This is a genomic window from Teichococcus vastitatis, assembly GCF_003604215.1.
Classification (GTDB): domain Bacteria; phylum Pseudomonadota; class Alphaproteobacteria; order Acetobacterales; family Acetobacteraceae; genus Pseudoroseomonas; species Pseudoroseomonas vastitatis.
Genome location: NZ_QXGS01000002.1, coordinates 309,012 through 327,962, shown reverse-complemented (window position 1 = coordinate 327,962; position 18,951 = coordinate 309,012). Strand labels below are relative to the sequence as shown.

Sequence of the window (18,951 nt, the reverse complement as noted above, 5' to 3'; positions counted from 1 at the left end):
GCCAAGGTCGCGTGCAAATGCGCCCGCGGGTCCAATCCGGGACCGTGGCCGGGCTGAGTTCAGGGATGGGGTCTGCAGCATGAGCTTGGAGGTTAACAAGGCGTTCGCGGCCGTACTGACGGCGGGCGTCGTGTTCATGGTGGCAGGCTTTGTGGGCGAAACGGTGATTCACCCGAAGCCCCTGGAAAAGACCGCGATCACCATTGAAGGCGTGGGCGAGACGCCGGGCGCCGCCCCGGCCGCCGAGCCGCAGCTCGAACCGGTGTCGCCGTTGCTGGCCGCCGCCAGCGCCGATACCGGCCGCCAGGCCGCGGGGCGGCTGTGTTCGTCCTGCCATTCCTTTGAACAGGGCGGTGCCAACAAGGTCGGGCCGAACCTGTATGGCGTGGTGGGCAACCACCATGCGCATCTGGACAATTTCAACTATTCCCCCGCGATGAAGGCGCTGGCCGACAAGCCGTGGGATTACGAGGCGTTGAACGCGTTCCTGGCCGCTCCGGCCCGTGCCATTCGCGGCACCCGAATGGCCTTTGCCGGCATCCGCGACGTGAAGCAGCGCGCGGACGTGATCGCCTATCTCCGCTCCCTGTCGGACAGCCCGCAGCCGCTGCCGTGATGCGCGACCTCATCGCCGCCGCCGAGGCGGCGGCCGATGCGGCGGGGGCGGCGATCCGCCCCCTTTTTCGTTCGCCCCTGCTGGTCGAGGCCAAGGGCGATGCCAGCCCGGTGACCGAGGCCGACCGCGCCGCCGAACGCAGCATCCGCGCCCTGCTGGCCGCGCGCTTCCCCGGCCATGGCGTGATCGGCGAGGAATACGGTGCCGATCGTCCGGATGCCGAGTATGTCTGGGTGGTGGACCCGATCGATGGCACCCGCGCCTTTGTCACCGGCCGTCCCCTCTTCGGCACGCTGATCGGGCTGATGCGGGGCGGCCGCCCGGTGCTGGGGTTGATCGACCAGCCCGCCACGGGGGAGCGCTGGATCGGCGCGCAGGGGGAGGCGCTGCGGTTTCGCGGCGCGATGGGCGGAACCCCGGGCACCCGCCCCTGCGCCACCCTGGCCGAGGCCGAGCTGTCCTGCACCAGTCACGAGATGTTCACGTCGGCGGAGGCGCCGCGCTTCGCCCGGCTGCAGCGGGCCTGCCGCCGCGCCACCTGGGGCGGCGATTGCTACAGCTACGGCCTACTGGCCCTCGGCCTGATCGACATCGTGGTGGAATCCGACCTCAAGCCCTGGGACTGGGCGGCGCTGGCGCCGGTGGTGGAGGCCGCCGGCGGCGCCATGACCGACTGGCAGGGTCAGCCCCTGCGGCTCGACGGGCCAGGCCAAGTGATCGCGGTCGGTGACCGCGCGCTGCTGCCGGAAGCGGTGGCGCTGCTGGGTTGAGCGCAAACGGCACATTGCAAAACGCAAGCGCCACCACGGGATGGTTGTCGCGGCGGGGCTGAACCCTCATCCTAGGAACCATGCGCCGCCGACACCTGATGGCCTCCGGCCTTGCCCTTGTCCCGGGCTCCATGCTGACCCGCGCCTGGGCGCAGGCCCCGGCTCCCCCCTCCGCGCCCGCCGGCCCGGCCCCGGCCGAGGCGCCGCGCCGCACCCATGCCCTGTCGCTGCTGGGCGAGCCCGCCCTGCCGGCCGACTTCAAGCACTGGCCCTGGGTCAACCCCGACGCCCCCAAAGGCGGCAGCATGACGCTGACGGCGCTGGGCAGCTTCGACAGCTTCAATCCCTACATCCTGCGCGGCACGCCGGGCGTCGGAACCACGCTGATCTACGACACGCTGATGGTGCCGAGCGGCGACGAGGCTTCCACCGAATACGGCCACATCGCCACCATGGCCGAGCTTCCCCGCGACGGCCGCGGCGTCACCTTCATTCTCAATGAAAAGGCCCGCTGGCATGATGGCCGGCCGATCACCGCCGGCGACGTGGTCTGGACCTTCAACACGCTGCGGCAGAGCGGCCGCCCCTTCTACCGTGCCTATTGGGGCGACGTGGCCGAGGTGGTGGCGGAAGGCGACCACCGCGTGGCATTCCGCTTTTCCGGCAATGAGAACCGCGAGCTGGCGCAGATCCTGGGCCAGATGCCGGTGCTGCCGCAGCACTGGTGGGCGGGCAAGGATTTCGCCCAGCCCGGGCTCGAGGTGCCGCTCGGCTCCGGCGCCTACCGGATCGACGGCTTCGAGCCGGGGCGCAGCATCACCTATCGCCGCGTCGAGGATTACTGGGCGCGCGACCTGCCGACTCGGAAGGGCACCCACAACGTCGACGTGATGCGCTACGAATATTACCGCGACACCACCGTGGCGCTGGAAGCCTTCAAGGCCGGGCAGATCGACCTGCGCACCGAGAACGTGGCCAAGGACTGGGCCACCGCCTACGACTTTCCCGCCGTGCGCTCCGGCCGCGTGAAGCGGGAGGAGATCCGCCACGAATTGCCGACCGGCATGCAGGGCTTCGCCATGAACCTGCGCCGGCCGATGTTCCAGGATGTGAGGGTGCGCGAGGCGCTCGGGTTGATGTTCGACTTCGAGTGGATGAACGCCAACCTGTTCTACGGCTCCTACACGCGCACCACCTCCTATTTCTCCAATTCCGAGCTGGCGGCCACCGGCCTGCCGTCCGAGGGCGAGCTGATGGTGCTGTCCGCCTTCCGCGGGCGGTTGCCGGAATCGCTGTTCACCTCCGAGTTCCGCGTGCCCGCCTCGGATGGCAGCAACAGCAACCGGGAAAATGCGCGCCGGGCGCTGACCCTGCTGCGCGAGGCCGGCTGGACGGTGAAGGAGCGCCGCCTGGTCAACGACCGGAACGAGCCCTTCAGCTTCGAGATCCTGATGAACGGCCCCACCTTCGAGCGCGTCGCGCTGCCCTACATCCAGGCGCTGCAGCGGCTCGGCATCGAGGCGCGGCCGCGCACCGTGGACCCGGCGCAGTACCAGGTGCGGATGGACAGCTTCGACTACGACATGACCACCGAGGTGTTTCCGCAGAGCCTCTCCCCCGGCAATGAGCAGCGCGACTTCTGGAGCTCGGCCAAGGCCAAGGAACCGGGCAGCCGCAACACCATCGGCATCAGCGACCCGATCGTGGACGCTCTGGTGGAACTGGTGGTCTCCGCCCCCGACCGGCAGGCGCTGATCGACCGCACCCGCGCGCTGGACCGCGTGCTGCTCTGGGGCCATTACGTGATCCCGCACTGGCACAGCCGCTTCTTCCGCCTCGCCTGGTGGGACAAGTTCGGCCACCCCGAGAAGAACCCGCGCTATGCGCTGGACATCCAGAGCTGGTGGGTGGACCCGGCGCGCGACCGGGCGCTGCCGGCCGACCGGAGCACCGCCAACTAGATGCGGCCGGTTCAGGCGGGAAGGCTGTAGCGCATGGGCGCCTATCTGCTCCGGCGCCTGGCGCTGCTGGTGCCGACGCTGTTCGGCATCATCCTGATCAACTTCGTGGTGGTGCAGTTCGCCCCCGGCGGGCCGGTGGAGCAGATGCTGGCCGAGCTGCGCGGCCAGGGCGGCAGCGTGGTCGGCCGCGTGTCGGGAGAAGGCCAGGGCGAGTTCACCCAGCGGCAGGGCGGCATGGGCGGCGAGGGTGGCCCGGCCAATAATTACCGCGGCGCGCGGGGCCTCGATCCCGCCGTGGTGGCCGAGATCGAGCGCACCTTCGGCTTCGACAAGCCGGCGCATGAGCGCTTCTGGATCATGCTGAAGGGCTACCTGTCCTTTGATTTCGGCGAAAGCCTGTTCCAGGGCCGGCGCGTCATCGACCTGCTGCTGGAGAAGCTGCCCGTTTCGGTCAGCCTCGGCTTGTGGTCGACGCTGATCATCTACCTCGTCTCCATTCCCTTGGGCATCCGCAAGGCGGTGCGGGACGGATCGCGCTTCGATGCCTGGACCTCCGGCGTGGTGCTGGTGGGCTATGCGGTGCCGGGCTTCCTGTTCGCCATCCTGCTGGTGGTGCTGTTCGCCGGCGGCTCCTTCCTGCAGGTGTTTCCGCTGCGCGGCCTGTCATCCTCCGGCAGCGCCGACTGGCCGTTCTGGCGGCAGGCGGCCGATTACCTCTGGCACATGGCGCTGCCGACGCTGGCACTGGTGATCGGCGGCTTCGCCGGGCTGACCATGCTGACCAAGAATTCCTTTCTGGAGGAGATCGGCAAGCAATACGTGCTGACCGCCCGCGCCAAGGGGGCGGACGAGAACCGCGTGCTCTACGGCCACGTCTTCCGCAATGCCATGCTGCTGATCGTCGCCGGCTTTCCTGCCGCCTTCGTCGGCATCCTGTTCACCGGCGCGCTGCTGGTGGAGATCGTGTTCTCGCTCGACGGGCTCGGCCTGCTCGGCTTCGAGGCGGCGATCCGGCGCGACTACCCGATCATGTTCGGCACGCTCTACCTGTTCACCCTGCTCGGCCTCGTGATGCAGATCGTGGGCGACGTCACCTACACGCTGATCGACCCGCGCATCGATTTCGAGGCGCGCCGCTGATGCGCCCGATCACGCGGCGGCGCCTGGCGAATTTCCGTGCCAACCGGCGCGGCTGGTGGTCGATGTGGATCTTTCTCGTGCTGTTCCTGCTCTGCCTGTTCGCCGAGCTGATCGCCAATGACCGCCCGCTGCTGGCCAAGGTGGGCGACCGCTGGTTCGTTCCCGTCGCGGTGGAATACGCCGAAAGCGACATCATCGAGGACGGCTTCCCCACCACCGCCATCTGGCGCGATCCCACCCTGCAGGAGGAGATCGCGGCCCGGGATGGCTGGGTGCTGTGGCCGCCGCTGCCCTACCGCTACGACACCATCATCCGCGACCTCGGCCGGCCGGCGCCTTCCCCGCCCTCCTGGCAGAACCCGCTCGGCACCGACGACCAGGCGCGGGACGTGCTGGCGCGGGTGATCTACGGTTTCCGCATCTCGGTGCTGTTCGGCTTCGCCCTCACCCTCGCCTCCTCGGTCATCGGCGTCGCGGCGGGGGCGGTGCAGGGCTATTACGGCGGCTGGGTGGATCTCGGCTTCCAGCGCTTCATCGAGATCTGGTCGGGCATGCCGCAGCTGTTCCTGCTGATCATCCTGGCCAGCGTGATCGAGCCGGGCTTCTGGACCCTGCTGGTGTTTCTGCTGCTGTTTTCCTGGATGTCGCTGACCGGCGTGGTGCGGGCCGAGTTCCTGCGCGGCCGCAACCTCGACTACGTGCGCGCCGCCAAGGCGCTGGGCGTGTCGGACGGCCGCGTGATGTGGCGCCACATCCTGCCCAACGCCATGGTGGCCACGCTGACCTTTCTGCCCTTTCTGCTGTCCGGCTCGGTCACCATCCTGGCCTCGCTCGATTTCCTGGGCTTCGGCCTGCCGCCGGGCTCCCCGTCGCTGGGCGAGCTGGTCAGCCAGGGCAAGAACAACCTCCAGGCGCCCTGGCTCGGCATCACTGCCTTCGTGGTGCTGGGTGGCGTGCTGACGCTGCTGATCTTCGTGGGGGAGGCGGTGCGGGACGCGTTTGATCCGCGCAAGCTGCCGGGAGGCTCGACGTGACCGCCCGGCGCCGTGACCGGCGGGCTGCCCGGGCGGCCCTGGCGCCGATCCCGCCCGTGGACGCCGCCGCCCGGGCGGCCAGAGGCGGAACGCCCGGCGCATGACCGACATCCTGCGCGTCGAGAACCTGTCCGTCTCCTTTCGCGGCCAGAGCGTGGTGCGGAACGTGTCCTTCGCCGTCAGGCCGGGCGAAACGGTGGCGCTGGTCGGCGAATCCGGCAGCGGCAAGAGCGTCACGGCACTGTCCTGCCTGCGGCTGCTGCCTTCCGCCGGCAGCAACCCCAAGGGCCGCATCCTGCTGGACGGCACCGATGTGCTGCGCGCCACGCCGGAGGCGCTGCGCCGGTTGCGCGGCGGCGTCGCCGGCATGGTGTTCCAGGAGCCGATGACCAGCCTGAACCCGCTGCACAGCATCGGGCGCCAGGTGGGCGAGGCGATCCGGCTGCACCAGCCGCTGCGCGGCGCGGCGCTGCGCGGCCGCATCGTCGAGCTGCTGGAGCGCGCCGGCCTGCCCAACCCGCAGGAACGGCTGGATGCCTTTCCGCACCAGCTCTCGGGCGGGCAGCGGCAGCGGGTGATGATCGCGGCGGCGCTGGCCAACGATCCGAAGCTGCTGATCGCCGACGAGCCGACCACGGCGCTGGACGTGACCATCCAGGCGCAGATCCTCGACCTGCTGGACGAGTTGAAGCGGCGGCTCAACATGGCGATGCTGCTGATCACCCATGACCTGTCGATCGTGCGCGCCCATGCCGATGGCGTGGTGGTGATGCGGCACGGCGCGGTGGTGGAGCAGGGCCCGGCGCAGACCGTGCTGGCGGCGCCGCACCACGACTACACCCGGATGCTGCTGGCCACCGAGCCGCGCGGCCGCCCGGAGCCGGTGGCGCCGGACGCGCCGCGCATCCTGGAGGCCGAGGGGGTGCGGGTGCATTTTCCGATCCGTCGCGGCCTGCTGCGCCGCCAGGTCGGCGCCGTGAAGGCGGTGGACGGCGTGTCGCTCGAGCTGCGCCAGGGCGAGACGCTGGGGCTGGTGGGCGAGAGCGGCAGCGGCAAGACCACGCTCGGCCTCGCCTTGCTGCAGCTGGAACGCGCCGACGGCGTCATCTGCTTCGAGGGGCAGCCGATCCAGCACCTGTCGCGCGCCGCGCTGCGACCGCTGCGCTCGCGCATGCAGGTCGTGTTCCAGGATCCCTACGGCTCGCTGTCGCCGCGCATGAGCGTGGCGGAGATCGTCGGCGAGGGGCTGGCGGTGCACGAGCCGCAACTCGGCCGCGCGGCGCGGGAGGCGCGCGTCAGCGCCGCGCTGGAGGAGGTCGGGCTCGATCCCGCCACGGCGCAGCGCTACCCGCATGAATTCTCCGGCGGGCAGCGGCAGCGGGTGGCCATCGCCCGTGCCCTGGTGCTGCAGCCACGGCTGCTGGTGCTGGACGAGCCGACCAGCGCACTCGACGTCTCGGTGCAGGCCCAGGTGGTCGATCTGCTGCGCGCCCTGCAGGCGAGACACCGGCTGGCCTACCTGTTCATCAGCCACGACCTGCGGGTGGTGCGCGCCATGGCGCACCGCATCATGGTGCTGAAGGGTGGCATGGTGGTCGAGACGGGGGATGCCGATGCGGTGATGCGCGCGCCGGCGGCCGACTATACAAGGGCGCTGATGCGCGCCGCCTTTCCGGACGGCGCGCCCGCTTAAGGCAGGACGCAACACCAGGGCATGAACGAGTTCCAGCTTCTGCAGCAGCAGATCGACACGAAGCGCATCCAGCTCGGCATCCACATCCGCAAGATGAACACGCCGGGTTCCCCGGTGTACCGCTATTCCGAGAACATCCCCTGGCCCTTCGCGCTGATCACGGTGGCGATCGGCGGCATGCTGCTGGTGAACATCCATGTCGGCATGGCGCTGATGTCGGCCGGCATCGTCTGGTGGCTGTGGAAGGTGCAGCCGCGGGTGAAGGACAAGGTGTTCCATCGCAGCGCCGCGCTCGCCCTGTCGGATGAGCGGCTGTTCGACGGGCTGTGGGCCAAGGGCGCGCTGACGCTGTATGTCGAGCGGCCGAACGGCGAGCGGCACGCCGCCACCCGCAAGCACGATTGGCGGGCCTTTGTGCGCGACCGCGCGGCGGAAGACGGCGCCTCAGCCGGCGCGGGCTGACGGCGGCAGCCCTGCTCGCGGAGCGGCATCGTGCCGTGGCGGGGCGCCGCGCCTCAGGCGGCGGCCCAGCGGATGATGCGGTCGGCCAAGGCATCCCAGCCCGGCTCCAGCATCAGCAGATGGCCGCGGCCGGGCAGGATCTCGGCCGTCACGCCGTGCCACAGCGCGCAGCGATGCACCGCGTCCAGGGTAATCAGCCGGTCTTCCGCCGCGCCGAGAACCAGCATGCGGCGGCCATGCAGCCAGCCCATCGGCACCGGCTGCGGCCATTGCGCTTCCAGCAGCGCCGCCTGCGACTCGCCGCCCATCCTGGCCAGGAAGCCATGCGCCTCGGCCTCCGGCATGCCGGCGCCGAACAGGGTGGTGGCCAGTTCCAGCGGGGCGCTGCCGGGCGGCGCGTCCATCCGCGATGCCTCGCTCCACAGGCAGGGATCGGCGAGCGCCAGCTGCGCCGCCGACAGCCACAGCCCCTCGGGCGGCGCCGGGGTCAGCAGAACGGCGCCGCGCACCTCCGGCTCCAGCAGCAGGCGCTGCGCCACCAGCGCGCCGAGCGAATGGCCGACCAGCACCACCGGGCCGCCGACGCCGCGCAGGATGCGGCGCGCTTCCTCCAGGTAGTCCGACAGGCCGGCTTCCCGCCCGCCGGGGCGGCGGGTGAAATCCGGGGCCAGCCCGGCCAGTCCGGCCGCGGCGCAGCGCGCGGCGAAGCCCTCGTCCCAGACCCAGGCGCCGCAACCAGCGCCGTGCAGGAACAGCAGGGTCGGGGATCCCGCGGCGGGCGACGCGGCCGGGAAGTGCAGCGGCACGGCCGGCGGCGCCAAGGGCGGCAGAACGTCGGGCATCAGCGGGGCAGCCGCGGGAGAACATACATGCCGCAACAATACCGGGTCCCGCCCACCCAGCGCCAGGACGATGTTGCAGTGCAACATGGCATTTGCGTCATGAATGACGGCGCTTCATGCCGTGGATTTCCCCTCCGGACGGGGCACCCGCCATGATGCCGGCTTGGAACCGGAGGCCGCCATGTCCAACAACAACCCCGCCATCCCCGCCGCCGGCCCGCCGCCCGAGGCGGCACCGCTCTCGGTCGCCGGCGTGGCGCTGGCCGCGCGGGACGTCGACCGGCTGGCCGGGTTCTACGCCGCGCTGCTCGGCGTGCCGCCCCTGCCCGACGATGCGGCGCCCGGAGCGCTGCGCTTCGAGTTGCGGGCCGCCCGCCTGCGCCTGATCCCGGCACCCGGGTCCCGCGCGGAGCGCGGCGACGAGCCGGGGCTGTTCCACACCGCCTTCCTGGCGCCGGACCGCGCCGCCCTGGCAGGCTGGCTGCGCCACGCGTTGGAACTCGGCATCCGGCTGCAGGGCGCGTCCGCTCACGGCGTCAGCGACGCGCTCTACCTCGCCGATCCGGAAGGCAACGGCATCGAGGTGTATGCCGACCATCCACGCGACGCCTGGCCGCGCGAGGCCGCCGGCGGATTGGCCATGGTGACGCGGCGGCTGGACCTACCGGCCCTGCTGGCGGAGGCGCCGGGCGCCGCGCCCCCGGCGGCCGGGTTCCGCATCGGCCACGTGCATCTGCGCGGCGGCGACATCCCCGCCACCGAGGCCTTCTATCGTGCCCTGGGGCTGGAGGTGACGCAGCGCTTGCCGAAGGCCAGCTTCCTGTCCAGCGGCGGCTACCATCACCACCTGGCGGTGAATGGCTGGCACAGCGCCGGCACCCGTCCCGCGGGGCTGGGCGGCCTAGCCTGGCTGTCGCTGCGGGCCAGGGGCGAGGCGGCGCAGCGCCGTGCCGCCGCCGCGCTGCTGGCCGCGGAACCCTCCGGCGGCGGATGGGCGGCGCATGATCCCTCCGGCAACGCGCTGCGCCTGGAGCTGTGATCCACCAGGGCGAAATCACCGGAAAGCAACAACTTCGCAAACGCCAGCCTGGCCGCGCGGGTGGCGAAAGGCTGATCACGCGCCTATGTGCGGGCTGTGTTCACTCGGTGCTTCGCCTCCCGCGGGCCATCGGTGTAAGGGGAGCCCGCCATGGCACCGAATGATCTCCGCGCCGACCGCCCCCTGGTGGGGGACCGCGCGCCACCCTCCCCCACCCCGCAGGCCGCGCCGCCCGGCCGTCCGCCCAGGCCACCGCGCAAGGGCCGCGCCGACTCGGGCGGCGGCGGGCGCGGCATCGGGCGCTGGATCGTCCGGCTCACCGGCCTCGGCATGGGGGTGGTGGTGGCCGGCGGCGTGGTGGCTGCCCTTGGCGCCTATGGCGTGTACCGCGAGGCCGCCGGCGACCTGCCGGAACATGCCTGGCTGGCCGACTACCAGCCGCCGCAGATGAGCCGCATCTATGCCGCCGATTCCCGGCTCATGGCGGAGCTGGCGACGGAACGCCGCGTGTTCCTGCCGATCGGTGCCATCCCGCCGCGCCTGCAGGCCGCCTTCGTGTCCGCCGAGGACCAGAATTTCTGGACCCATCCCGGCGTCGACTTCCTGGCGCTCAGCCGCGCCACGGTGCAGAACGTCGAGGGGCTGATGAGCGGGCGGCGGGCGCTGGGCGCCTCCACCATCACTCAGCAGGTCGCCAAGAACATGCTGGTGGGCAATGACCGCACCATCCTGCGCAAGGTGCGGGAAGCGATCCTGGCGTTCCGCCTGGAATCCGCCATGCCCAAGGAGCGGATCCTCGAGATCTACCTGAACGAGATCTTCCTGGGCCAGCAGGCCTATGGCGTCGCCGCCGCGGCGATGAACTACTTCAACAAGGGCCTCGACGAACTGACGCTGGGCGAGACGGCGTTTCTCGGCGCGCTGCCCAAGGCGCCCAACAACTACAACCCGCTGCGCTATCCGGAGGCCGCCAAGGCGCGGCGCGACTGGGTGCTGGACCGCATGGCCGAGGATGGCGCCGTTTCGCGCGCCGAGGCCGATGCCGCCAAGCAGGAGCCGATCGTGCCGCGCGGCCGCATCCGCCCCGAATTGCTGGCCACCGGCCAGTATTTCACCGAGGAAGTGCGGCGCGAGCTGGTGGCCCGGTTCGGCCAGGACCAGACCAACATGGGCGGGCTGGTAGTGCGAACCAGCCTGGAGCCCGAGCTGCAGCAGGCCACCGAGCGCGCGCTGCAGGCCGGGCTGACCTCCTACGACCGCCGGCGCGGCGGCTGGCGCGGGCCGGTGGCCAGCATCTCGGCCGACACCACCGAGTGGATGCCGGCGCTGGAAAAGGTGGCCCGTCCCGCCGGCGCCCTGCCGGAATGGCGGCTGGCGGTGGCGCTGTCGGTGCAGGCGGGGGAGGCGCGGCTTGCCTGGCTGGATCGTCCGGAAGGCCGGGCCCAGGCGCAGCCGCGCCAGGGCACGCTGGCGCTGGCTGACGTGTCCGGCTGGGCCCGCCCGGTGAACGCCCAGGGCCGCCTCGGCGCCCCGCCGCGCCGCCTGCAGGACGTGTTGAAGCCCGGCGACGTGGTGCTGGTGGAACCGCGCGAGGCGGGTGGCCGCGGCGCCGCGGCCAATGCCGCCGGCAATGGGCCGGTGCGCGTGTCGCTGCGCCAGGTGCCGCTGGTGGAAGGCGCCATCGTGGCGCTCGATCCCGCCACCGGGCGGGTGCTGTCGATGGCCGGCGGCTGGAGCTTCGACAGATCCTGGTTCAACCGCGCCACCCAGGCGCTGCGCCAGCCCGGCTCCTCCTTCAAGCCCTTCGTCTACCTGCCGGCGCTGGAGATGGGCATTCCGCCCAACCAGCGCCTGCTGGACGGGCCGATCGAGATCATGACGCCGCAAGGGCTGTGGAAGCCCTCCAACTACAGCGGCAATCCGCGCGGCTGGGTGACCATGCGCACCGCCATCCAGCAATCGCTGAACCTGGTCACCATCCGGCTGGCGCAGGAAGTGGGCATCGAGCGCGTGGCGGAAACGGCGGCGCGGTTCCACGTCATTCCCAACATGCCGCGCGTGCTGTCCATGGCGCTCGGCGCCGGCGAAACCACCGTGATGCGGATGGCCGCCGCCTATGCGTCCTTTGTCAATGGCGGCAAGGAAGTGTCGCCGACACTGATCGACACGGTGCAGGACCGCTTCGGGAAGATGGTCTGGCGCGCCGACAACCGCCATTGCGCCCGGTGCGACGCCGGCCCCAATGCGCCGCCGCCGCAGCTGGTGGATGAGCGCAAGCAGATCACCGACCCGATCGCCGCCTACCAGATGGTGTCGATGCTGCAGGGCGTGGTGCAATACGGCTCCGGCAAGAAGGCCGGCGAGGGGCTGAACCGCCCGGTGGCCGGCAAGACCGGCACCACCAACGACTACATGGACAACTGGTTCGTGGGCTTCACCCCCGACATCGTGGTGGCGGTGTGGCTGGGCTTCGACGAGCCGCGCTCGCTCGGCTCCGGGGAGGCCGGCGGCGTCAATGCGGCGCCGATCTTCCACGACGTGGTGGAGGCGGCGCTGAAGAACAGCCCGCCCGTGCCGTTCCGCGCCCCGCCGGGCGTGGCACTGGTGCGCACGCAGATCGAGGGCGGGGCATCCATCCTGGAAGCCTTCCGCCCCGGCACCGAGAATGCGGCGCGGCCGCCGATCGGCGAGGGGCTGATGTCCAGCGACACCCCGGCCGGAACCGACAGCAGCCTGGGCGGGCTGTACTGACCGCTCGAACGGGCCACCCCCCGGCCTCCGCCGGGGACATGCGGCCTTAGCGGCCGAGCTTCGCCGCCACCAGGGCGCGGGCGGCCTGAAAGGCGGCCTCGGCGTCGAGCGCGGTGGTGTCCAGCGTCAGCGCGTCGGCGGCCGGCTTCAGCGGCGCCACGGCGCGAGAGGAATCCTGCGCGTCGCGGGCGCGCAGCTCGGACAACACCGCGTCGGGATCGGCGGCGACGCCCCGCGCCAGCAGTTCCATCCAGCGGCGATGCGCGCGCTGTTCGGCGCTGGCGGTGACGAACAGCTTCACCGGTGCCTCGGGGAACACCACGGTGCCGATGTCGCGCCCGTCCAGCACGGCGCCGTGGGTGCGGCCGAAATCGCGCTGCCAGTCCAGCAGCGCGGCGCGCACGGCGGGGATCGCGGCCACCGCGCTGGCCGCCATGTCGGCCTCCGGGCCGCGCAGGTCGGGGCGGGTGAAGTCGGCGGCAGTCAGGGCACGCGCGGCGGCTTCGGCCGCGAACACGTCGCGCGGGTCGGCGCCGCCCTCCAGCACGCGCCGCCCGGTGGCGCGGTAGAGCAGGCCGGTGTCGAGGTAGGGCAGGCCCAGTTCGGCCGCCAGGCGCCGCGCCAGCGTGCCCTTGCCGGCGGCGGCGGGGCCGTCCACCGCGATCACGACCCCCGCGAGGGGAGCGGCCGCGCTCACGGCGTGGGCGCGGCGTTCAACCGCCGCAGCACATCGGCACCGGCGGCGCGGTTGATGAGCTCGGCGAAGCCGGGGAAGGAGGTGTCGATGAAGCTGCCATCGTCCACCGCCACCGGGCGCTCGGCGGCGAGGCCCAGCACCAGCGCGCTCATGGCGATGCGGTGGTCCATGTGGGTGACCACCGTGCCGCCGCCGGGCGGCGGGGCGCCGGCGCCGTGCACCAGCAGGTCGTCGCCTTCGATCTCCACCCTCACGCCACTGGCCTGCAGCAGCGCGGCGGTGGCGGCGACGCGGTCGCTTTCCTTCACCCGCAACTCGGCGAGGCCGCGGAAGCGGCTGGTTCCCGCGGCGCAGGCGGCGGCGACCGCCAGGACCGGGTACTCGTCCACCATGGAGGGCACGCGCTCCGGCGGCACGTCGGCGGCGCGCAAGGGGCCGAAGCGGGCGGTGAGGTCGCCCACCGGCTCGCCGCCCTCGGTGCGCTCATTGGCCACCGAGAGGTCGGCGCCCATGTTCCGCAGCGTGGCGAACAGGCCGGTGCGCAGCGGGTTCAGCCCGACGCCCTCCACCGTCACGGCGGAACCGGGCACGATCAGCGCCGCCACCAGCGGAAAGGCGGCGGAGGACGGGTCGCCCGGCACCACCACCGGCGCCGCGACGAGTTCCGGCTGGCCATCCAGCTCGATCACCCGGCCCTCGCCCTGCGGCGTGACCCGCACGGTGGCGCCGAAATGGCGCAGCATGTTCTCGGTGTGGTCGCGCGAGGCTTGCGGCTCCACCACGCGGGTCACGCCGCGGGCGCAGAGCCCGGCCAGCAGCACCGCCGACTTCACCTGCGCCGAGGCGATGGGCAGGGTGTAGTCGAGCGGCATCGGCTCGGCGGCGCCTTCCACCGCCAGCGGCAGCCGGCCGCCGGCGCGGCCGCTGAAGCGGGCGCCGGACGCCGCCAGCGGCTCGGTCACCCGCCGCATCGGGCGCGAGCGCAGCGAAGCGTCGCCGGTCAGCACGGCGAAGATCGGGTGGCCGGCCAGCAGGCCGCAGATCAGCCGCGCCGCGGTTCCTGAATTGCCCATGTCCAGCACGTCGGCGGGCTCGGTCAGGCCGCCGACGCCGCGCCCGGCAACGATCCAATGCCCCTCGCCCAGCCGTTCCACCGTGGCGCCGAGGGCGCGCATGGCGGCGGCGGTGCGCAGCACGTCCTCGCCTTCCAGCAGGCCGGTGATCTCGGTGCGGCCCACGGCGAGGGCGCCGAACATCAGCGCGCGATGGCTGATCGACTTGTCGCCGGCGACGCGCAGCCGGCCGGTCAGGCCTTGCGGCGGGCGGAAAGCGCGCAGCGGGCGCGAATTGGTGTCATGGCCCATGATGCGCAGGGGTTTGACATGGGGCCGGGGTGCGTGGCAATGCGCCCCGTGCTTCTCGGCCGGCCCGTCCCTGGCCCGCCTTTCCCCGGGATAATCACGCTGATGGCCAAGCCCGAACTGGGTCTGAAACGCACCTGTGTCGCTTGCGGTGCGAAGTTCTACGACATGACTCGCCAGCCGGCGGTGTGCCCGAAATGCGGCACCGAGCAGCCGGCCGAGCAGCCGCGCGCCCGCCGCGCCGCCGCCCCGGTGGAGGAGAAGGTGAAGAAGCGCGCGCCCGTCGTCGCCGATCCCGACACGGATGACGATGTCGAGCTCGAGGATGTGGGCGACGAGGACGCGCTGGAAGACGCCGACGACCTCGAGGACGCCGAGGACGACATCGACAGCGAGATCGAGGTCGAGACCGACCGCGAGGAAGAGAACTGAGCCGGCCGCCGCGCGGGTGATCGCCGCGCGGCAACCGCCTTCCAAGCCGGAGCGTTTCTGCACCACCCGTTCCTGTGCAGGTGGAGCAGCATGGCCGCGACCGCGAAAAAGACCGATCCCAAGCTCTGGGACAAGGTGAAGCGCGAGGTCACCCAGGGTGACAAGGGCGGCAAACCCGGCCAATGGTCGGCGCGCAAGGCGCAGATGGCCAGCGCCGAATACAAAAAGGAAGGCGGCGGCTACCAGGGCGGCAAAACCGCCGACAACCACCTCCGGCAATGGACGGAGGAGGAATGGGGCACCAAATCCGGCCAGGAAAGCGGCAAGACCGGCGAGCGCTATCTGCCGAAGAAGGCCCGCGACAAGCTCACCGACGAGGAATATGCCCGCTCCACCGCCAAGAAGCGGGCCGACGGCCGCAAGGGCCAGCAATTCAGTGCCCAGCCCAGGGACGTGGCCCGCAAGGCGGCCAGCACCCGCCGGGGCGGCGGCGGCGACACCAAGCAGGCGCTGATGGCGGAAGCCCGCAAGCGCAACATCCCGGGCCGTTCCCGCATGGACAAGGCACAACTCGCCCGCGCACTGGGCCGCGCCGCATGAGCAGCCCGCAGGACGACCCCGGCATACCCTGGCCGAGTTCAAGCGGGTGGTGAACATGACCCCCGCCGCGCTGCGGAAGTGGCTGGAGGGCGAGGACAGTCAATCCGTCGGCATGACCAGCGAGGGCGAGAAGGTCACCGGCAAGGGCGATGGCGAGGCCGTCGGCCACCGGATGGGCGAGCGGATCCTGGAGCTGAAGGCCAAGAAGCAGGCCGACCTCGACGATGACGACTACGCCGCCATGCGCAAGGTCATCGGCTACGTGCACCGGCACATCAAGCAGCGCCCCGATGGCGACATCAGCGACACGCGCTGGCGCAAATCGCTGATGAACTGGGGCCACGACCCGTTGCGCGACTGAGCCGCGGCTCAATATCCCCAGGCAAAGGCGACGATCCGCACCAGGGCGCTGACCACCAGTAGCACCAGGATGATGCGGGACAAGGTCGGGATGGAGGGCATGGACGGCAGATGGCGGCCCTCCCCGCCCCTGGCAAGGATCAACCGCATCCCCTAATGCGAGGGGCCATGGACGCCACCGATGCCCGCCTCGCCGAGCAGTATGAAGCCTTTCCCTATCCGCAGCGCGACCCGCGCGAGGAGGCGAAGCGGCTGATTGTCGGCAGCCCCAGCCACCTGCGGGAGATCGACCACTGGATCTTCGGCGCCCGCCGCCCGGCCGCGCAGCCGCTGCGCGCGCTGATGGCCGGCGGCGGCAGCGGCGATGGCACGATGATGCTGGCGCAGCAGATGGCCTGGGCCGGCCGCCCCGGGGAGGTGGTGTGGCTGGATCGTTCCGCCGCCGCGCGGCAGGTGGCCGAAGCGCGCGCCGCGCAGCGCGGGCTGGACAATGTCCGGTTCGAATCGGGCTCGTTGCTGGACCTGCGGGCGCTGGGCCTCGGGCTGTTCGACTACATCGATTGCTGCGGCGTGCTGCACCACCTGCCGGACCCGGCGGCGGGGCTGCGCGCCCTGGCCGGGGCGCTGGCGCCGGGCGGCGGTGTCGGGCTGATGGTGTATGCCCCGCATGGTCGTACCGGCGTCTACATGCTGCAGGATGCGCTGCGCCTGTTGGCGCCCGAGTCGGAAACGCCGCCGGCCCGGGTGGAAATCGCGAAGCGGCTGTGGAAGCAGGCGCCGGACACCGCCTGGCTGCGCCGCAACCCCTGGATCACCGACCACCTCGAGGGCGGCGATGCCGGGCTCTACGACCTGTTGCTGAATCCGCGCGACGTGTCGTTCACCGTGCCGCAGCTCGTGGCCCTGATCGAGGACGCGGGGCTGCGGCTGCGCTGTTTCGTCGAGCCGCTGCGCTACGATCCCGACCGCTACCTGAACGACCCGAAGCTGCGCGCCCGCACCGCAGCGCTGGACCCGGTGGCGCGCGCCGCCCTGGCCGAGGCGATCTGCGGCAACATGGGCATTCACATCGCCTACTGCACGCGGGAGGAGGCACCGCGGCCCGACTGGTCGGATGACCAGGCGATACCCGTGCTGCGCGAGCTGGACGGGGCCGCACTGGGCAAGGGCATCCCGGGCGACGGCGTGCTGCGCGTCACCTATGACGGGCTGCGGATTGGCGTGCCGATGCCGCGCCTGGCCTCGGCCATCCTGCCGCTGGTGGATGGCCGCCGCAGCATCGGCGCCATCGGCGCGGTGCTGGCGGAACGCGGCATCCGCGCGGATGCCTTCCGGCGCGACCTCGCCCTGCTGCGGGACGCGCTGGAGCCATTGAACCGCCTGCTGCTGGCGGCTCCCGCATGAGCGGGGCGGCGCCCCGTCCGGTCATCATCATCTTCGGCGCCGCCGTGCGCGCCGATGGCGGTCCCAGCCTGACCCTGCGCCGCCGCGTCATGGCCGCAGCCGCCTTCGGCGCCACCCTGTCCGACCCGCTCTTTATCCCAACGGGCGGCCAGGGCCGCCACGGCCCGCCCGAGTCGGAGGTGATGCGGCGGCTGCTGCAGGATCTCGGCGTGGCGGGGAGTGCCATCCGGGAGGAGAACACCGCCAGGGATACGCTGCAATCGGCCCGCGCCTGCGCCGCCATGCTGCGCGGCCACCAGGGGCCGGTGTATGCCGCCAGCAGCGGCTACCACCTGCCGCGCTGCCGGATGCTGCTGCGGCTGTTCGGCCTGCCGGCCCAGGCCGTGCCGCCGCCCGAGGCCTCGCACGGGCTGATGGAACGCTGGTACTGGCGGGTGCGGGAAGGCGCCGCCCTGCCCTATGATGCCGTGCTGGTGGGGGCCGAACGGGTGTTTCGCCGCTGAGCTCCGCGGCTGGTCTGACATCCGACAAGGTGGCAGTCTAGACGCAAAACCGCTCAAGGAGACGCCGCATGAGCCAGCCCATCGCCATGGAAGGCCAGAACGAGACGCCGTGGGAGCCGAGCCAGCGCTACCCCGACCCGCGCTTCCGCGCCTTCGATCCTGCCTTCCTGGGCTTCCGCGCCATGAACGGCGCGGTGGAGAAGATCGCCGGCGGCTGCCGCTGGGCCGAGGGGCCGGTCTGGTTCGGCGATCACCGCGCCCTGCTGTGGTCCGACATCCCGAACGACCGCATCCTGCGCTGGGACGAGCGCAGCGGCGCCGTCACCGTGTTCCGCGAATCCTCCAACTACGCCAACGGCAACACCCGTGACCGCCAGGGCCGCCTCGTCACCTGCGAGCACCTGACGCGCCGCGTCACCCGCACCGAATATGACGGCCGGATCACCGTGCTGGCCGACCGGTTCCAGGGCAAGCGGCTGAACTCGCCCAATGACGTGGTGGTGCGCTCCGACGGCTCGATCTGGTTCAGCGATCCGCCCTTCGGGATCTCCGGCCATATCGAGGGCGACAAGGCGGAGCCGGAGCTGCCGCAGGCGGTGTGGCGCATCGACGGCCGGTCCGGCGAGCTGAGCATGATCACGGATGAGCTGGCCGGGCCGAACGGCCTCGCCTTTTCCCCGGACGAGACGATCCTCTACGTGGTGGAAAGCCGCGCCGAGCCGCGCCGCATCGTCGCCTATGACGTGGCCGAGGATGGCCGGGTCGCCAACCGCCGCACCATCGTGCAGGGCGAGCCCGGGGACACCCCCGACGGCTTCCGCGTCGACACCGCGGGCAATCTCTGGTGCGGCTGGGGCATGGGCGGCGCCGAGTTCGATGGCGTGCGGGTGTTCAACTCATCCGGGGCGCCGCTCGGCCATATCGACCTGCCGGAGCGTTGCGCCAACCTCTGCTTCGGCGGCCGCAACCGCAACCGGCTGTTCATGGCGGCGTCCCGCTCGGTGTATTCGGTGATGCTGACGGTGCAGGGCGTGGCGGGCGGCTGATGAGCGGAGGGGATGCGGTGACGCAGGAGCCGGGCGCCGGCAAGCTGGCGGTGCTGCGCTACAACACGCCCGACTTCACCGTGCTGGAGCCGGGCGACCACGTGATCTGCGCGGTCAGCTTCCGGCGCATCCCGCTGGAAGCCCTGCTGTACTGGAGCGCCGAGGCGCAGGAAGCCTATGCCGGCGCCATCGAGGCCTCGGCGGCGGCGGCCCGGCGCCGGCCGCGCAGGCGCTAGGCCG

At 71.6% G+C, this 18,951-nt stretch carries 20 protein-coding genes; 16 read left to right on the top strand and 4 right to left on the bottom strand.

From position 1 onward, the window contains the following. The first annotated feature begins 79 nt into the window (after positions 1-79). The 7 genes from D2K64_RS05240 (at position 80) to D2K64_RS05210 (ending at position 7,676) form a co-directional block, all read left to right on the top strand. Entirely contained in the window at positions 80-616 is a 537-nt protein-coding gene (locus tag D2K64_RS05240; protein WP_120007145.1) for a c-type cytochrome, read from the top strand. Further along, positions 616-1,386 (top strand): histidinol-phosphatase, encoded by a 771-nt coding sequence (hisN, locus tag D2K64_RS05235; RefSeq protein ID WP_120007144.1) that lies wholly within the window; start codon positions 616-618, stop codon positions 1,384-1,386. The genes D2K64_RS05240 and hisN overlap by 1 nt, the downstream gene beginning before the upstream one ends. Positions 1,387-1,466: 80 nt before the next feature. Continuing rightward, positions 1,467-3,347 (top strand): extracellular solute-binding protein, encoded by a 1,881-nt coding sequence (locus tag D2K64_RS05230; RefSeq protein ID WP_120007143.1) that lies wholly within the window; start codon positions 1,467-1,469, stop codon positions 3,345-3,347. A 33-nt stretch (positions 3,348-3,380) separates the two neighbouring features. Then, the gene (locus D2K64_RS05225; protein ID WP_120007142.1) at positions 3,381-4,487 is read left to right on the top strand and encodes a microcin C ABC transporter permease YejB; all 1,107 of its coding nucleotides are present in this window, start codon (positions 3,381-3,383) and stop codon (positions 4,485-4,487) included. After that, the gene (locus tag D2K64_RS05220) at positions 4,487-5,521 is read left to right on the top strand and encodes an ABC transporter permease (RefSeq protein ID WP_120007141.1); all 1,035 of its coding nucleotides are present in this window, start codon (positions 4,487-4,489) and stop codon (positions 5,519-5,521) included. The genes D2K64_RS05225 and D2K64_RS05220 overlap by 1 nt, the downstream gene beginning before the upstream one ends. Before the next feature lie 100 nt (positions 5,522-5,621). Next, positions 5,622-7,214 (top strand): ABC transporter ATP-binding protein, encoded by a 1,593-nt coding sequence (locus D2K64_RS25900; protein ID WP_120007140.1) that lies wholly within the window; start codon positions 5,622-5,624, stop codon positions 7,212-7,214. Positions 7,215-7,235: 21 nt separating this feature from the next. Continuing rightward, on the top strand, positions 7,236-7,676 hold the full coding sequence (locus D2K64_RS05210) for a hypothetical protein (RefSeq protein ID WP_120007139.1): 441 nt from the start codon (positions 7,236-7,238) through the stop codon (positions 7,674-7,676). A 53-nt stretch (positions 7,677-7,729) separates the two neighbouring features. Here D2K64_RS05210 and D2K64_RS05205 read toward each other — a convergent pair whose 3' ends face one another. Further along, a complete protein-coding gene (locus D2K64_RS05205) occupies positions 7,730-8,518 on the bottom strand; it encodes an alpha/beta hydrolase (RefSeq protein WP_157985729.1) in 789 nt (262 codons plus the stop codon). Positions 8,519-8,699: 181 nt separating this feature from the next. Between D2K64_RS05205 and D2K64_RS05200 the strand changes: the two genes are divergently transcribed. Further along, positions 8,700-9,557, top strand: coding sequence for a VOC family protein (locus D2K64_RS05200; protein ID WP_157985728.1), 858 nt, complete (start codon positions 8,700-8,702; stop codon positions 9,555-9,557). Between the two features lie 150 nt (positions 9,558-9,707). Next, a complete protein-coding gene (locus D2K64_RS05195; protein WP_202910488.1) occupies positions 9,708-12,308 on the top strand; it encodes a penicillin-binding protein 1A in 2,601 nt (866 codons plus the stop codon). Positions 12,309-12,354: 46 nt separating this feature from the next. Here D2K64_RS05195 and cmk read toward each other — a convergent pair whose 3' ends face one another. Together cmk and aroA are read right to left on the bottom strand one after the other, a co-directional pair. Beyond that, positions 12,355-13,005 carry a (d)CMP kinase gene (cmk, locus tag D2K64_RS05190; protein WP_120007136.1) on the bottom strand — a complete coding sequence of 217 codons (651 nt, stop codon included), beginning with the start codon at positions 13,003-13,005 and terminating at the stop codon, positions 12,355-12,357. After that, positions 13,002-14,369 (bottom strand): 3-phosphoshikimate 1-carboxyvinyltransferase, encoded by a 1,368-nt coding sequence (gene aroA / locus D2K64_RS05185; protein WP_120007135.1) that lies wholly within the window; start codon positions 14,367-14,369, stop codon positions 13,002-13,004. Before aroA ends, cmk begins: the two co-directional genes overlap by 4 nt. A gap of 102 nt (positions 14,370-14,471) precedes the next feature. On the opposite strand from aroA, the gene D2K64_RS05180 reads away from it, so the two are divergent. The 3 genes from D2K64_RS05180 (at position 14,472) to D2K64_RS05170 (ending at position 15,759) form a co-directional block, all read left to right on the top strand. Continuing rightward, positions 14,472-14,798 carry a TIGR02300 family protein gene (locus tag D2K64_RS05180; protein ID WP_120007134.1) on the top strand — a complete coding sequence of 109 codons (327 nt, stop codon included), beginning with the start codon at positions 14,472-14,474 and terminating at the stop codon, positions 14,796-14,798. 90 nt (positions 14,799-14,888) lie between these two features. Next, positions 14,889-15,398: a hypothetical protein gene (locus D2K64_RS05175; RefSeq protein ID WP_120007133.1), complete on the top strand. Its 510-nt coding sequence runs from the start codon at positions 14,889-14,891 to the stop codon at positions 15,396-15,398. Positions 15,399-15,444: 46 nt separating this feature from the next. Further along, positions 15,445-15,759 (top strand): DUF3140 domain-containing protein, encoded by a 315-nt coding sequence (locus D2K64_RS05170; RefSeq protein ID WP_274379289.1) that lies wholly within the window; start codon positions 15,445-15,447, stop codon positions 15,757-15,759. Between the two features lie 8 nt (positions 15,760-15,767). Here D2K64_RS05170 and D2K64_RS24245 read toward each other — a convergent pair whose 3' ends face one another. Continuing rightward, positions 15,768-15,908 carry a hypothetical protein gene (locus tag D2K64_RS24245; protein WP_157985727.1) on the bottom strand — a complete coding sequence of 47 codons (141 nt, stop codon included), beginning with the start codon at positions 15,906-15,908 and terminating at the stop codon, positions 15,768-15,770. Positions 15,909-15,926: 18 nt separating this feature from the next. Here D2K64_RS24245 and D2K64_RS05165 point away from each other — a divergent pair, with 18 nt between their 5' ends. From D2K64_RS05165 to D2K64_RS05150, 4 genes are all read left to right on the top strand, one after another. Then, positions 15,927-17,162, top strand: a complete 1,236-nt coding sequence (locus D2K64_RS05165) for a class I SAM-dependent methyltransferase (protein ID WP_120007132.1) — start codon at positions 15,927-15,929, stop codon at positions 17,160-17,162. Next, complete coding sequence (locus tag D2K64_RS05160) at positions 17,159-17,665, top strand: YdcF family protein (protein WP_120007131.1); 507 nt, start codon at positions 17,159-17,161, stop codon at positions 17,663-17,665. Before D2K64_RS05165 ends, D2K64_RS05160 begins: the two co-directional genes overlap by 4 nt. Positions 17,666-17,733: 68 nt before the next feature. Further along, positions 17,734-18,711 (top strand): SMP-30/gluconolactonase/LRE family protein, encoded by a 978-nt coding sequence (locus D2K64_RS05155; RefSeq protein WP_238384021.1) that lies wholly within the window; start codon positions 17,734-17,736, stop codon positions 18,709-18,711. Continuing rightward, positions 18,711-18,947: a DUF2093 domain-containing protein gene (locus tag D2K64_RS05150; protein WP_120007130.1), complete on the top strand. Its 237-nt coding sequence runs from the start codon at positions 18,711-18,713 to the stop codon at positions 18,945-18,947. Before D2K64_RS05155 ends, D2K64_RS05150 begins: the two co-directional genes overlap by 1 nt. Positions 18,948-18,951 lie beyond the last annotated feature (4 nt).

Coding starts and splice junctions, on each gene's coding strand:
- D2K64_RS05155 (WP_238384021.1), top strand. CDS start 17,734: ATGAGCCAGCCCATCGCCATGGAAGGCCAGAACGAGACGCCGTGGGAG.
- D2K64_RS05195 (WP_202910488.1), top strand. CDS start 9,708: ATGGCACCGAATGATCTCCGCGCCGACCGCCCCCTGGTGGGGGACCGC.
- D2K64_RS05165 (WP_120007132.1), top strand. CDS start 15,927: ATGGACGCCACCGATGCCCGCCTCGCCGAGCAGTATGAAGCCTTTCCC.
- D2K64_RS05175 (WP_120007133.1), top strand. CDS start 14,889: ATGGCCGCGACCGCGAAAAAGACCGATCCCAAGCTCTGGGACAAGGTG.
- D2K64_RS05160 (WP_120007131.1), top strand. CDS start 17,159: ATGAGCGGGGCGGCGCCCCGTCCGGTCATCATCATCTTCGGCGCCGCC.
- D2K64_RS25900 (WP_120007140.1), top strand. CDS start 5,622: ATGACCGACATCCTGCGCGTCGAGAACCTGTCCGTCTCCTTTCGCGGC.
- D2K64_RS05150 (WP_120007130.1), top strand. CDS start 18,711: ATGAGCGGAGGGGATGCGGTGACGCAGGAGCCGGGCGCCGGCAAGCTG.
- D2K64_RS05240 (WP_120007145.1), top strand. CDS start 80: ATGAGCTTGGAGGTTAACAAGGCGTTCGCGGCCGTACTGACGGCGGGC.
- D2K64_RS05220 (WP_120007141.1), top strand. CDS start 4,487: ATGCGCCCGATCACGCGGCGGCGCCTGGCGAATTTCCGTGCCAACCGG.
- hisN (WP_120007144.1), top strand. CDS start 616: ATGCGCGACCTCATCGCCGCCGCCGAGGCGGCGGCCGATGCGGCGGGG.
- D2K64_RS05210 (WP_120007139.1), top strand. CDS start 7,236: ATGAACGAGTTCCAGCTTCTGCAGCAGCAGATCGACACGAAGCGCATC.
- D2K64_RS24245 (WP_157985727.1), bottom strand. CDS start 15,908: ATGCGGTTGATCCTTGCCAGGGGCGGGGAGGGCCGCCATCTGCCGTCC.
- D2K64_RS05180 (WP_120007134.1), top strand. CDS start 14,472: ATGGCCAAGCCCGAACTGGGTCTGAAACGCACCTGTGTCGCTTGCGGT.
- D2K64_RS05230 (WP_120007143.1), top strand. CDS start 1,467: ATGCGCCGCCGACACCTGATGGCCTCCGGCCTTGCCCTTGTCCCGGGC.
- D2K64_RS05225 (WP_120007142.1), top strand. CDS start 3,381: ATGGGCGCCTATCTGCTCCGGCGCCTGGCGCTGCTGGTGCCGACGCTG.
- aroA (WP_120007135.1), bottom strand. CDS start 14,369: ATGGGCCATGACACCAATTCGCGCCCGCTGCGCGCTTTCCGCCCGCCG.
- D2K64_RS05205 (WP_157985729.1), bottom strand. CDS start 8,518: ATGCCCGACGTTCTGCCGCCCTTGGCGCCGCCGGCCGTGCCGCTGCAC.
- D2K64_RS05200 (WP_157985728.1), top strand. CDS start 8,700: ATGTCCAACAACAACCCCGCCATCCCCGCCGCCGGCCCGCCGCCCGAG.